This window comes from Pectobacterium aroidearum, assembly GCF_015689195.1.
GTDB classification, from domain to species: domain Bacteria; phylum Pseudomonadota; class Gammaproteobacteria; order Enterobacterales; family Enterobacteriaceae; genus Pectobacterium; species Pectobacterium aroidearum.
On the sequence record NZ_CP065044.1, the window covers coordinates 713,757 to 727,473 of the forward strand.

General features: G+C 52.0%; 13 protein-coding genes. 5 read left to right on the plus strand and 8 right to left on the minus strand.

What is annotated here, in order from left to right; translation table 11 throughout:
- The 3 genes from hflC to I2D83_RS03215 all read left to right on the plus strand — a co-directional run bounded on the left by hflC (position 1) and on the right by I2D83_RS03215 (position 2,720).
- On the plus strand, positions 1-996 hold the full coding sequence (gene hflC / locus I2D83_RS03205; RefSeq protein WP_015841845.1) for a protease modulator HflC: 996 nt from the start codon (positions 1-3) through the stop codon (positions 994-996).
- A 125-nt stretch (positions 997-1,121) separates the two neighbouring features.
- Positions 1,122-1,322, plus strand: a complete 201-nt coding sequence (locus I2D83_RS03210; protein WP_180778747.1) for a DUF2065 domain-containing protein — start codon at positions 1,122-1,124, stop codon at positions 1,320-1,322.
- A 99-nt stretch (positions 1,323-1,421) separates the two neighbouring features.
- Positions 1,422-2,720 carry an adenylosuccinate synthase gene (locus tag I2D83_RS03215; protein ID WP_015841843.1) on the plus strand — a complete coding sequence of 433 codons (1,299 nt, stop codon included), beginning with the start codon at positions 1,422-1,424 and terminating at the stop codon, positions 2,718-2,720.
- A gap of 110 nt (positions 2,721-2,830) precedes the next feature.
- Here the strand turns inward: I2D83_RS03215 and mpl are convergent, their stop codons facing one another.
- Positions 2,831-4,216 (minus strand): UDP-N-acetylmuramate:L-alanyl-gamma-D-glutamyl-meso-diaminopimelate ligase, encoded by a 1,386-nt coding sequence (mpl, locus tag I2D83_RS03220; RefSeq protein ID WP_205947536.1) that lies wholly within the window; start codon positions 4,214-4,216, stop codon positions 2,831-2,833.
- A gap of 169 nt (positions 4,217-4,385) precedes the next feature.
- Between mpl and fbp the strand changes: the two genes are divergently transcribed.
- Positions 4,386-5,390 carry a class 1 fructose-bisphosphatase gene (gene fbp, locus I2D83_RS03225; RefSeq protein ID WP_010285800.1) on the plus strand — a complete coding sequence of 335 codons (1,005 nt, stop codon included), beginning with the start codon at positions 4,386-4,388 and terminating at the stop codon, positions 5,388-5,390.
- Positions 5,391-5,493: 103 nt separating this feature from the next.
- Here fbp and ruvX read toward each other — a convergent pair whose 3' ends face one another.
- The 7 genes from ruvX to metK form a co-directional block, all read right to left on the minus strand.
- Positions 5,494-5,913: a Holliday junction resolvase RuvX gene (ruvX, locus tag I2D83_RS03230; protein WP_015841841.1), complete on the minus strand. Its 420-nt coding sequence runs from the start codon at positions 5,911-5,913 to the stop codon at positions 5,494-5,496.
- Positions 5,913-6,476 carry a YqgE/AlgH family protein gene (locus tag I2D83_RS03235; protein WP_015841840.1) on the minus strand — a complete coding sequence of 188 codons (564 nt, stop codon included), beginning with the start codon at positions 6,474-6,476 and terminating at the stop codon, positions 5,913-5,915. Before I2D83_RS03235 ends, ruvX begins: the two co-directional genes overlap by 1 nt.
- A gap of 83 nt (positions 6,477-6,559) precedes the next feature.
- A complete protein-coding gene (gene gshB / locus I2D83_RS03240) occupies positions 6,560-7,519 on the minus strand; it encodes a glutathione synthase (RefSeq protein WP_181846000.1) in 960 nt (319 codons plus the stop codon).
- An 11-nt stretch (positions 7,520-7,530) separates the two neighbouring features.
- A complete protein-coding gene (gene rsmE, locus I2D83_RS03245; RefSeq protein ID WP_015841839.1) occupies positions 7,531-8,265 on the minus strand; it encodes a 16S rRNA (uracil(1498)-N(3))-methyltransferase in 735 nt (244 codons plus the stop codon).
- Between the two features lie 117 nt (positions 8,266-8,382).
- Complete coding sequence (endA, locus tag I2D83_RS03250) at positions 8,383-9,081, minus strand: deoxyribonuclease I (protein ID WP_180778750.1); 699 nt, start codon at positions 9,079-9,081, stop codon at positions 8,383-8,385.
- A 96-nt stretch (positions 9,082-9,177) separates the two neighbouring features.
- On the minus strand, positions 9,178-9,690 hold the full coding sequence (locus I2D83_RS03255; protein WP_015841837.1) for a SprT family zinc-dependent metalloprotease: 513 nt from the start codon (positions 9,688-9,690) through the stop codon (positions 9,178-9,180).
- Positions 9,691-9,813: 123 nt separating this feature from the next.
- A complete protein-coding gene (gene metK, locus I2D83_RS03260) occupies positions 9,814-10,965 on the minus strand; it encodes a methionine adenosyltransferase (protein WP_015841836.1) in 1,152 nt (383 codons plus the stop codon).
- Between the two features lie 717 nt (positions 10,966-11,682).
- On the opposite strand from metK, the gene speA reads away from it, so the two are divergent.
- A complete protein-coding gene (gene speA, locus I2D83_RS03265) occupies positions 11,683-13,665 on the plus strand; it encodes a biosynthetic arginine decarboxylase (protein WP_129706927.1) in 1,983 nt (660 codons plus the stop codon).
- Positions 13,666-13,717 lie beyond the last annotated feature (52 nt).

Below are 13,717 nucleotides of genomic sequence, written 5' to 3' on the forward strand. Positions count from 1 at the left end.
ATGCGTAAGCCCTTACTATTTATCCTGATCCTGGTACTGATGGTGGTCTATGCGTCACTGTTTGTGGTGCAGGAAGGCCAGCGCGGCATTGTGATGCGCTTTGGCAAAGTATTGCGTGATGACGAGAATAAGCCGCTGATTTATGCACCGGGATTGCAGTTCAAGATTCCGTTTATCGACTCAGTGAAAATGTTGGACGCGCGTATCCAGACGATGGAAAACCAGGCTGACCGCTTTATCACTAAAGAGCAGAAAGACCTGATCGTCGATTCTTACCTTAAATGGCGTATCAGCGATTTCAGCCGCTACTATCTGGCAACGGGCGGTGGCGACATCTCTCAGGCTGAAGTGCTGTTGAAACGTAAATTCAGTGACCGTCTGCGTTCTGAGATTGGTCGTCTGGATGTGAAAGGCATTGTTACCGACTCACGTGGTCAACTGATGTCTGACGTGCGTGAAGCGCTGAATACCGGTACGGGTGAAACCACCGAAGCCGATAATGCGATTGCTTCTGCTGCTGCGCGCGTTGAGAAAGAAACGACGGGCAACGAACCTCACATCAACCCTAACAGCATGGCTGCGCTGGGTATTGAGGTTATCGATGTGCGAATTAAGCAAATCAACCTGCCAACAGAAGTTTCTGACGCGATTTACCAGCGTATGCGTGCAGAGCGTGAAGCGGTAGCGCGTCGCCACCGTTCACAAGGTCAGGAAGAAGCTGAAAAGCTGAAAGCGGCGGCAGACTATGAAGTCACTCGTACGCTGGCTGAAGCTGAACGTCAGGGACGTATCACCCGTGGTGAAGGGGATGCCGAAGCGGCGAAACTGTTTGCGAACGCATTCAGTGAAGATCCTGACTTCTACGCTTTTGTTCGTAGCCTGCGCGCGTATGAAAGCAGCTTCAGTAATAATCAGGATGTGATGGTTCTCAGCCCGGATAGCGACTTCTTCCGCTATATGAAGTCACCGGATAGCAGCATGGCACCACGCCGCTGATAGTCATTAACTGACGTTTTTCATCAAGCCCGGGTTCTTTCTCGGGCTTTTTTTTGTCATTTGCTGGCAGAGAAATATCCAAAGGCTTGTCCTGCTCAAATCGGATGCAGGAAAAAGGGGTTGTTATGAATTCAACGATTTGGCTGGCACTTGGGCTGGTTTTGGTGCTCGAAGGATTGGGGCCGCTGCTGTTTCCTCGTCTCTGGCGGCGTATGATTTTGGGTATAGCGCAGTTGCCGGATAATGTTTTACGCCGTTTTGGCGGCGGAATAGTTGTTGCTGGGTGCGTGATCTACTACATGTTGCGTAGCCGGATGGGGAGCTAAAATTAAGCGGAAAAATGTGCGCAATCGTGTGCTAAAAGTACTGAAAGCATCCAAATGAGATGGTAGAATCCTTTTTTAAGCAACCTGGTGATTCTTGAAATGGGTAAGAACGTCGTCGTACTGGGCACCCAATGGGGTGACGAAGGTAAAGGCAAGGTCGTTGACCTGCTGACTGAACGGGCTAAATATGTTGTGCGCTATCAGGGTGGTCACAACGCTGGCCACACGCTGGTAATCAACGGTGAAAAAACCGTCCTTCATTTAATTCCTTCTGGCATTCTGCGTGAAAATGTTGTCAGCATCATCGGTAACGGTGTTGTGCTGGCGCCTGACGCATTGATGAAAGAAATGACGGAGCTTGAAGCGCGTGGCGTCCCGGTACGCGAACGCCTGCTGCTTTCTGAAGCCTGTCCGTTAATCCTGCCTTATCACGTTGCGTTGGATAACGCCCGTGAGAAAGCGCGTGGTGCGAAAGCAATTGGTACGACGGGACGCGGTATCGGTCCGGCGTATGAAGATAAAGTTGCTCGCCGTGGTCTGCGCGTTGGCGATCTGTTTGATAAAGAAACCTTTGCTGTCAAACTGAAAGAAATCGTCGAGTACCATAACTTCCAACTGGTTAACTACTACAAAGCCGATGCTGTCGACTACCAGAAAGTGCTGGATGATGTGCTGGCGATTGCCGACATCCTGACAGCGATGGTCGTTGATGTTTCCGATCTGCTGTACAAAGCGCACCTGCGTGGCGATTTCGTCATGTTTGAAGGCGCGCAGGGTACGCTGCTGGATATCGACCACGGTACTTATCCGTACGTGACCTCCTCAAATACCACTGCGGGCGGCGTTGCTACCGGTTCTGGTCTGGGTCCACGCTATGTAGACTATGTGCTGGGTATCGTTAAAGCTTACTCTACTCGTGTGGGTGCAGGTCCATTCCCGACTGAGCTGTTTGAAGAAGTCGGTGAGCATCTGTCTCAGAAAGGTAACGAGTTTGGCGCGACTACGGGCCGTCGTCGCCGTACTGGCTGGCTGGATGCGGTTGCCGTACGTCGTGCAGTGCAGATCAACTCGCTGTCAGGTTTCTGCCTGACCAAGCTGGATGTTCTGGATGGTCTGAAAGAAATTAAGATCTGTGTAGGCTACCGTCTGCCGAACGGCACTGAAGTGGATACGACTCCGCTGGCTGCCGAAGGTTGGGAAGGCCTTGAGCCGATTTACGAAACGATGCCAGGCTGGTCTGAAAGCACGTTTGGCGTGAAAGATCACAGCAAGCTGCCGCAGGCTGCGTTGAACTACATCAAACGTATCGAAGAAGTCACTGGTGTGCCGATTGATATTATTTCTACCGGCCCAGATCGCAGCGAAACAATGGTATTGCGCGATCCGTTCGATGCTTGATTGCGCCACTCTTAGTGAGTGGAGTGCATATGAAAAAGGACGGGATTCCCGTCCTTTTTGCTATCTACCGTTTAACCGCTGTGGTGTGAACAACAACGGTTTCTGACTCGTTATTCCTGAGCGTCTTTCATCTTCTGCGCTTTTTTCTTCAGACCATCTAACAGCTTGTTGTGGATGTTGCTAAATCCGCCGTTGCTCATTACAAGAATATGGTCGCCTGGCTGTGCGGTCTTGACGATGTTTTCTACCAGCGTATCGATATCCGCGCTCCAATGAGCAGGCTGTACGCAGGCTTCCGCGACTTCGACGACCTGCCACGGAATATGGGCTGGCTGGAAGAGGAAAACTTCATCGGCGCGGCCTAATGACGGCGCCAGCTCATTTTTGCACATTCCCAATTTCATGGTGTTTGAACGAGGTTCAAGTACGGCCAAAATACGCGCCGTGCCGCCAACCTTGCTGCGTAGTGCCGACAGCGTCGCCAGAATCGCAGTCGGGTGATGTGCAAAATCGTCATACACCGTGACGCCATGTTCCGTACCGCGTAATTCAAGGCGACGACGTGCGTTGATAAATCCTCCCAGCGCGCGGCAGGCATCTTCGGGCAGTACGCCGACATGATGTGCAGCGGCAATGGCCATCAACCCGTTGTGCATATTGTGTTCGCCCACCAGCTTCCAATGGACTTCACCGACGAGTTCATTGTTCAGGTAAACCTGATATTGGCTAGCATCAATCGACACTTTTTGTGCACGCCATGTGCCTTCTTCGCCAACCAGTTCCTGCTCGCTCCAGCATCCCATTCCCATCACCTGTTTGAGGTTAAGGTCGTTGGTTGGCAGAATGATCTTCCCGCTGCCGGGCACCAGCCGCACAAGATGGTGGAACTGTTTCTGAATGGCTTTCAGATCGTCAAAGATGTCGGCGTGATCGAACTCAAGGTTGTTGAGCACCAGTGTTCTGGGGCAGTAATGTACGAATTTGGAACGTTTGTCGAAGAACGCACAGTCGTATTCATCGGCTTCGATCACCATGAATGGGCTGTCACCCAACCGTGCTGAAACGGTAAAGTTGCCGGGAACGCCACCGATCACAAACCCGGGCTGATAGCCACAATCTTCCAGAATCCAGGTGACCATCCCCGCCGTGGTGGTTTTGCCATGAGTACCCGCAACGGCAATCACCCAGCGATCGCGTAGTACATGATCATGCAGCCACTGTGGGCCGGAAACATAAGGTAATCCTTGTTCCAGTACGGCTTCGACGCACGGGTTTCCACGCGTCATCGCATTACCGATGATGACCAAATCAGGGGCGGGGGTAAGCTGCGCTGGATCGTAGCCCTGAATCAGCGTGATTCCCTGCTCTTCAAGTAAGGTACTCATGGGAGGATAAACATTTGCATCTGAGCCCGTGACGTCGTGCCCCAGTGAACGAGCAAGCAGGGCAAGGCCACCCATAAAGGTGCCACAGATACCTAAAATATGAATACGCATACATTTTCCATCTTCACAGTGAGTCTGCGTCACATTCTAACGCTATGAATCCACCATAAGAAATGGATTTGACTAGGTACTCACTTTCTCTTTGGGCTACACTGCATGCGCAAACGTTGGCGGTGCAGAAATGAAACCGCTTTTCATCCGTAGATTCTGGAATAGTGTTATGAAAACGTTAGGCGAATTTATCGTCGAAAAACAGCACGATTTCTCTCACGCCACAGGTGAGCTTACCGCGCTGCTGTCTGCTATTAAACTGGGTGCCAAGATTATTCACCGTGATATCAATAAAGCGGGTCTGGTTGATATTCTGGGTGCCAGCGGCATTTCTAATGTCCAGGGCGAAGTACAGATGAAGCTCGATCTGTATGCCAATGAGAAACTGAAAGCGGCATTAAAAGCACGTGGTGAAGTGGCAGGTATCGCCTCCGAAGAAGAAGACGAAATTGTTATCTTTGAAGGTGATAAGGCGGAAAATGCCAAGTATGTGGTTCTGATGGACCCGCTGGACGGCTCGTCGAATATTGATGTGAACGTCTCTGTCGGTACGATTTTCTCTATTTATCGCCGTATTACGCCGCTGGGAACCTCCGTCACGGAAGCGGACTTCTTGCAGCCGGGTAGCCAGCAGGTTGCTGCGGGTTACATCGTTTACGGTTCTTCAACCATGCTGGTGTACACCACGGGTCACGGCGTTCACGCTTTTACCTACGATCCGTCACTCGGTGTATTCTGTCTCTCGCATGAAAAAGTTTGCTTCCCGGAAAAAGGGAATATGTATTCCATCAACGAAGGGAACTACATCAAGTTTCCTGTCGGCGTGAAGAAATACATCAAATACTGTCAGGAGCAGGATGAAGAGACGCAGCGTCCTTATACGTCGCGTTATATCGGCTCACTGGTTGCAGATTTCCACCGTAACCTGCTGAAAGGCGGAATCTACCTGTATCCGAGCACGGCGAGCTATCCGAAAGGCAAACTACGTTTGCTGTACGAATGCAACCCGATGGCGTTTCTGGCGGAGCAGGCAGGCGGTAAAGCTAGCGACGGTAAAAACCGTATTCTGGATATCACGCCAGAGAAACTGCATCAGCGCTCACCGTTCTTTGTGGGAACGGAATCCATGGTTGATGATGTGGAACGTTTCATCCGTGAATTTCCCGATGCCTAATTAACGCTGTCCCGTGTTGGTGGGTGATCTGCCAACGCGGGATAACGGCTTATGGCGTGCTGCTCAGTACGCCATTTTTGTGGCTCGCCACAACCCGCGTTTTTTAGTGTTGTGCCTCGAACCAGCTTTCCAGAATAATTACCGCAGAAGCCGCATCTACGCTCCCTTTATCCAGCGCTTTAAAGCCGCCGCGTTCGAAGAGATCGGCACGTGCTTCCACCGTACTCAACCGTTCATCGTGTAGCGCAATCGCGACGCCAAAACGGCCATGCAGTCGGTTAGCAAACTTCCTCGCCCGTGCTGTTAGCGGCTGCTCGGTGCCATCCATGTTGAGCGGTAGGCCGACGACGACCAGATCGGGCTGCCATTCCGACAACAGCTTCTCCACTTTTTGCCAGTCTGGGATCCCTTCCTGCGCTTTGAACGATGTTAGCGGGCGCGCTGTACCGGTAATCTCCTGACCGATGGCGACACCGATACTTTTTGTCCCAAAATCAAAGGCAAGAATGGTTCTGCTCTTCATCAGGCATGTCCCGCTTCGGTCGAGATATTATGAATATCGATACCCAACTTTCTGGCCGCCGCTCGCCAGCGTTCCGCAATCGGCGTGTGGAACAGAATGTCTTTATCGGCTGGCGTTGTCAGCCAGGCATTTTCTAACAGTTCTTCTTCCAACTGACCGTTCTCCCAAGCCGAATAACCTAAGGCGACCAGCGTATTTTCCGGCTGACTCGGCGTGCCTAACGTTTCCAGCACGTCTTTTGACGTGGTGATCATCGTGTCTTCAGAGATGCTGATGCTGGAACCAAAGCCAGGGCAGGGCGTATGCAGGATAAAGCCACGGTCGTCCGCCAGTGGGCCGCCCATGAAGACGGGTTTATCCAATCGAATGGCAGGATCGCGTGGTGTCGGATCTATTTTTAGCTTTTTCAGCACATTTTCCACAGAAAACTGATCCATCGGTTTGTTGATGATCAGCCCCATGGCTCCGTCTTCATTATGTTCGCAGATATAGACCACCGAACGTTTAAATACAGAGTCCTGTAGTGCTGGCATAGCAATGAGGAAGTGATGCTGTAAATTCATTATGTATTTTTATCGATATCCGTCAGCGTTGGAGAAACGGCCCGTGTTGCGCGGGCCGAGTGGTGTGCCTGGTGTCTCTGGTATTAGCGGGTACGTGCAGCCAGACGTTTTTCAATCGCGTCCATCAGCATGCCGGTGATGGAGACATCCGGGTAGGCCGCTTCGATTTCACGCACGCAGGTCGGGCTGGTGACGTTAATTTCTGTCAGACGGTCGCCGATGATGTCCAGACCGACGAAAATCAGGCCTTTAGCTTTTAACGTTGGAGCAACGTCGCGGGCGATTTTCCAGTCGCTTTCGGTCAGCGGACGGGCTTCACCACGACCACCGGCTGCCAGGTTACCGCGTGTCTCACCGCTTTTTGGGATACGCGCCAGGCAGTAGGGAACGGGTTCGCCATCGACCACCAGCACGCGTTTGTCGCCGTCTTTAATCGCAGGCAGGTAGTTTTGTGCCATGCAGTAGCGGGTAGCGTGTTCGGTCAGCGTTTCGATGATGACCGAGACGTTGGCGTCATCCTGCTTCAAACGGAAGATAGACGCGCCGCCCATGCCGTCCAGCGGCTTGAGAATGACATCGCCATGTTTTTCATGGAATTGACGCAGTTTATCCGCACGGCGTGTGACGAGCGTGTCGGGGGTCAGATGCGGGAACCAGGCGGTGAACAGCTTCTCGTTGCAATCACGCAGGCTTTGCGGTTTGTTGACGATCAGTGTGCCTTTCTCTTCTGCACGTTCCAGAATATAGGTGGCGTAGATGAACTCCGTATCGAACGGTGGATCTTTACGCATCAGCACCACGTCCAACTCTTCCAGCGCAATGTCCTGTTCGCTGGAGAAATCGTACCAGCCATCGTAATCATACTGGACGCTCAGGCGACGCGTTGTGGCACGGGCAACACCCGCGTGCATATAGAGATCGTTCATCTCCATATAATGCAGTTCCCAACCACGGCGCTGTGCTTCCAGCAACATGGCAAAGCTGGTGTCTTTCTTGATATTGATGGTGTCAATCGGGTCCATCACGATACCGAGTTTGATCATTCTTTTCTCCTTTACCCCAAATCGCCGAAACGTACCTGTAAGGCGGTCATGGCGGTGAGTGCAGTGGTTTCTGTGCGCAAAACGCGTGGCCCCAACAGGATATCAGTGAATCCGTGTTCTGAGGTCATGGTAATTTCACTGGCGGTCAGTCCGCCTTCCGGGCCGATCAGCAGCCTGACCCGATCGACTGGCAGCGGCAGCGTATTAATACTCTGTGTGGCGCGCGGGTGCAGATTTAATTTCAATGCACTGTCTTGTTCCGCACACCAGGCTTCCAGCGTCATCGCTGGCCGCACCAGCGGCACACAGTTGCGGCCAGACTGTTCACAGGCGGCGATCGCGATTTTCTGCCACTGGTTAATTTTTTTCTCCATACGCTCGGCATCCAGTTTTACGCCACAGCGTTCAGAAAGCAGCGGGGTAATCACATTGACGCCCAGCTCGATGGATTTCTGGATAGTAAATTCCATCTTTTCGCCGCGCGACATCACCTGTCCCAGATGTAAATGTAGGGGCGATTCTTTATTTTCCAACTTACCTGCTGTGAAGTGAACGCGCACACTCTTTTTGCCTGCCGCGATGATTTCCGCATCAAAGACATGATTGCTGCCATCAAACAACTGCAATGCCTGGCCCGTATTCATGCGTAACACGCGACCAACATGGTTGGCGGCATCGTCGCTCAGTTCGACTTCACCGCCGTTAAGGGGGAGCGTATCGGGATGAAAAATGCGTGGTACTCGCATGCTGAATTCAGACCTTTGAATGAAATTAATTGGCACAAGAACGCTAGAAACAGGCAAAACCACCGTCATATGACGGCGGTTTTGCTGGAAATAGATTCGCTATAGTAGGTAGACGAACTAGCGCTGGCAAGCTTGTTGAACGTAGGGATTCGGGTTTCCCTGTTTTGCAGCGATGCGTTGATTGCGGGTACATTCCCACTGCGTGACCGGATACTGCTTATCCCAGGCTTCGAACAACTGGGTTTGTTGATTGGACAGGCGTAACTGATAGCGGTCACGCATGTAGAAATAGGTACGAGCGATCTGGCCACGGGCGCGAGCAGGCGGTTCTGCCAGATTATTTTTGAAATCGACCTTCATCTCGCATTGCCCGTATTGGGATGTGCCACCGTTCCACTGTCCATACATGGCATTACCGCGATCGCCGTTGACCTCGCCGATAGCGGGTTGCAGGTTATGCAAGTCGGTTTCCATCTCACGGTAGACGGGGTCGCTGCTACAGTTCTTTCTGCCGCCATCCTGCCAACACTGGCGCTGATGGCCGAACTGCCAGGCGGGTACAACATGCTCCCACTCGATACGGCTGGCACGCTGTTCATTTTTTCTGACCTGATAGCCGCAAGATTCAAGATCGGGCGTGCCTTTCTTGCCCTGCCACGTAATCTTGCAGCCGCAGTAGAACGAACCCGGCGCATCCCGGTTAATGTCGACAGCGGCGGCTTTTGCCTGCGAAAAATTATTGATGTTCTGACCTAACGCGGCAGCCGAAAACAGACCCGCGCTAACGGCGGAGATAGCGAGAATTTTGCGTAGCATATTCCAAATAATCCACAGGCTGTAAAATTGGCAGACTACCGGATGTCTCGTCGGCAGGCAAATGCAAAAACAGTTTTTAAAACTGGAAATTCTCTTTTAAATAGAACTTTTTACATCATGACGTAAGGTTTTTCCGCAACGACGGCAGCGATATTCTGTTTCGCCGCGCAGCACCCGATTGTGCCGGCGGATCGTCAGTTCATGTCGTTGGCAATCACACAGATAAGTGAAGGTTTTCCCCTGTACAGATTGCACTGCAAACCGATGCGTGCGTTTTGCCGGAACACGCAGGACGCTTTCCATCATCCAACGCCACTCTTTGCCATGCGGCGCGACGCGGCCAAAACGCGCGTAAACCAGCAGATGAGCCAGCTCATGAGGCACCACCTCATCGATAAAAGCCTGCTGATTTTCCTGTAGCAACACGGGATTCAGTCGAATTTCCCAGTGTTGCAGCCAGGCCGTGCCTGCCGTAGCGCCGCGCTGCTGGTAACTTACCGTGGGTTCGGTGTAGTCCGTCTGCAAGGTGAGGTTGGCCTGCTGCAATTTATCACGCAGGCAGCGCATCACAGCCTGATGGCTGGCAATGGGAATTCGGGGAGTGTTCATTTCTGTGAGCATAAATTGAGTGGCGGGGAGACGCAATAGGTGAAGCGGAGGGAAATCAGGGGGAATCAGAATGAAAAACGGCGAATTTTCATTCGCCGTCTTGGTCTTTGTTGCATCGCCGGATTACAGACCTGCAGCTTCACGCAGCTGTGCGGCTTTGTCCGTTTTTTCCCATGGGAAATGTTCACGGCCAAAGTGACCATAAGCTGCCGTTTCTTGATAAATCGGATGCAGCAGATCCAGCATCTGGATTAAACCGTAAGGGCGCAGATCGAAGAATTCGCGCACCAGCAGCGTCAACTGCTCGGTGGACACTTTCTCTGTGCCGAAGGTTTCGATCATGATAGAGGTTGGCTCAGCCACGCCGATAGCGTAGGACACCTGAATCTCGCAGCGATCGGCCAGACCGGCAGCGACGATATTTTTGGCGACATAGCGTGCGGCATAAGCTGCAGAACGGTCTACTTTAGACGGATCCTTACCGGAGAACGCCCCGCCACCGTGACGCGCTGCGCCACCGTAGGTATCAACGATGATTTTACGACCAGTCAAACCACAGTCACCCATCGGGCCGCCGATAACAAAGCGTCCGGTTGGGTTGATGAAATATTTGGTATTGGCAGACAGCCACTCAGCAGGCAGAACCGGTTTGATGATCTCTTCCATCACCGCTTCATGCAGATCTTTCTGGCTGATCTCTTCTGAATGCTGGGTAGACAGTACCACGGCATCAATACCGGCAATCTTGCCATCGTCGTACAGGAACGTAACCTGGCTTTTTGCATCTGGGCGCAGCCACGGCAGAGAACCGCTCTTGCGGACTTCTGACTGGCGCTGAACCAGACGGTGTGCATAAGTCACAGGCGCTGGCATCAGTACGTCGGTTTCGTTGGTCGCGTAGCCGAACATCAGGCCCTGGTCACCAGCACCTTGTTCCAGTGGGTCGCGGCGGTCAACGCCTTGATTGATGTCAGGAGATTGCTTGCCAATTGCGCTCAATACGGCACAAGAGTTGGCATCAAAGCCCATTTCAGAATTGACATAACCGATATCGCGCACGGTACGACGGGTAATTTCTTCAATATCGACCCAGGCGCTGGTGGTGATTTCGCCACCGACTAACACCATTCCGGTCTTTACATAAGTCTCACAAGCGACACGCGCTTTTGGGTCTTGCTCCAGAATGGCGTCGAGAACCGCATCAGAAATCTGGTCAGCAATTTTATCAGGATGTCCTTCAGAGACTGACTCGGACGTAAAAAGGTGTTTAGCCATGAGTTTCTTTACCTTCAAATCAAAGCCGTTAAGCAGTGTATCAGTTAATCGGTATAGACGGATTAACATCTGGATGGCTATTCTAGGTCACCTTTTGGTCTCAGTGCCAGTAGTTTTTCGCATTAGCTCGCCATCGTCCTTTTATCATCGGCCATTTTTTCTTTTACAAGAGATGACTGGTGGTAATTTTCATTTTGCTTTTCCAGCAGCATGTCGGTATAAACGGCGATCTGTAGCGGTATGGTGTACGCCGCGACATGGTGAATTTCTTATTGATAGCTGACCGCATAGCCTGCGGCGCACGTGGAGGTGGTAGGATTAATGATCCGTTGTTTACTGAGTATATTGCGTTCGCAATATGTCCCTTTTGACGCTACCGCGTCAGCGACTCAACCCTTCTTTTCCGTTTCTCGACGTTGCCTGTCTTTAAATTCGACACAGGACTCCAGGGCTGGTTAATCTGCCTGTTATTCTTTCTGCCAGAAGTGTTTAGCGCCTTTCTGGTCACGTTCGCCCGGTGGTTTTCACAACGAGTTTTATCGACCCGTAACACGGAGCCTGACAACGTGTTTTACACTAATAAGAGTAATAAAGTGACGGCATACTGCACTACGCCGGTTTTTTCACTGTCGATGCCGCATGTTGCAGGTATGCTCATGTGGGCTGTTTATTCAGGTACTGATGTGATCAGCAGTCTAGAAAAAGAAGAGGTTCGTTATGTCTGACGACATGATTCATCACGGCTCGTCAGCGACGGGTAAACATGAAAATTTGCGCTCTATGCAGGAGGTTGCCATGAATGACCGTAATGCCAGCGAAATGCTTCGTACCTACAATATTGCCTGGTGGGGCAATAATTACTATGACGTCAATGAGCTTGGCCACATTAGCGTGTGCCCGGATCCTGACGTACCAGAAGCTCGCGTCGATCTGGCCAGACTGGTCAAAGATATGCAGAGGGATAACCATCAGCGCCTGCCTGCGCTGTTCTGCTTTCCGCAAATTCTTCAGCATCGCCTGCGTTCTATTAACGCTGCGTTTAAACAGGCTCGCGAATCATTTGGCTATGAAGGCGGTTACTTTCTGGTTTATCCGATCAAGGTTAACCAGCATCGCCGCGTCATTGAGTCACTGGCTAATTCCGGAGAACCGTTAGGGCTGGAAGCGGGTTCAAAAGCCGAGCTGATGGCGGTACTGGGTCATGCCGGTATGACGCGCACCGTGATTGTGTGTAACGGCTACAAAGACCGTGAATACATCCGTCTGGCACTGATCGGCGAAAAGCTGGGCCACAAGGTTTATCTGGTCATCGAGAAGATGTCTGAAATTCGTCTGGTGCTGGAAGAGGCCGAGCGTTTGAATGTGGTGCCACGTCTTGGCGTCCGCGCTCGTCTGGCGTCTCAGGGATCGGGCAAATGGCAATCCAGCGGCGGCGAAAAATCCAAGTTTGGTTTGGCGGCGATTCAGGTGCTGCAACTGGTTGAGATGCTGCGTGAAGCCGGGAAGCTGGATAGCCTGCAACTGCTGCATTTCCATCTGGGCTCCCAGTTGGCAAATATCCGTGACATCGCGACGGGCGTGCGTGAATCCGCGCGCTTCTATGTCGAGCTGCATAAGCTGGGCGTGAATATCCAGTGCTTTGACGTCGGTGGCGGCTTAGGCGTGGATTATGAAGGCACGCGCTCTCAGTCCGATTGTTCAGTGAACTATGGCCTGAACGAGTACGCCAACAACGTGATTTGGGGTATCGGCGATGCCTGTAACGAACACGGGTTGCCGCATCCGACGGTGATCACCGAATCCGGCCGTGCAGTAACCGCGCACCATACCGTGTTGGTTTCCAATATCATCGGTGTGGAACGCAACGAGTTCAGTGAACCAACCGAGCCGGAAGAAGATGCGCCGCGCGCGCTGGAGAGTCTGTGGTCGACCTGGAAGGAAATCAAGCAGCCGGGGAAACGCCGTTCGCTGCGTGAGTGGCTGCACGACAGCCAGATGGATTTGCACGATGTGCATACCCAGTACACGCACGGTATGTTGGATCTGACACAGCGTGCCAAAGCAGAGCAGCTTTATCTGAGCATCTGTCAGATGATTCAGGAGCAGTTGGATCCGAGCAACCGCGCACACCGGCCGGTGATTGATGAATTACAGGAACGCATGGCTGACAAGCTGTATGTCAACTTCTCGCTGTTCCAATCCATGCCGGACGCATGGGGTATCGATCAGCTGTTCCCAGTACTGCCGCTGGAAGGGCTAGATAAACCGCCTGAGCGTCGTGCTGTGCTGCTGGATATCACCTGTGATTCTGATGGCACGATCGATCATTATGTCGATGGCGACGGAATCGCGACGACGATGCCAATGCCGCCTTACGATCCAGAAAATCCGCCGCTGCTGGGCTTCTTTATGGTCGGCGCCTATCAGGAAATTCTGGGGAACATGCATAACCTGTTCGGTGATACGTCCACCGTTGACGTGTTTGTCTTCCAGGATGGTACGGTTGAGATTGAAGAATCCGACGAAGGCAATACGGTTGCCGACATGCTGGAGTATGTGCAGCTTGACCCTAAAGTGCTGATGACTCGCTTCCGCGATCAGGTTAAAGAAACCGATCTGGATGCGGAGCTTCAGGCACAGTTCATGGAAGAGTTTGAAACCGGGTTGTACGGCTATACTTATTTGGAAGATGAAGAATAAGTATACCCTAAATAATTCGAGTTTCAGGAAGGCGGCAAGAGAAGGACAAATT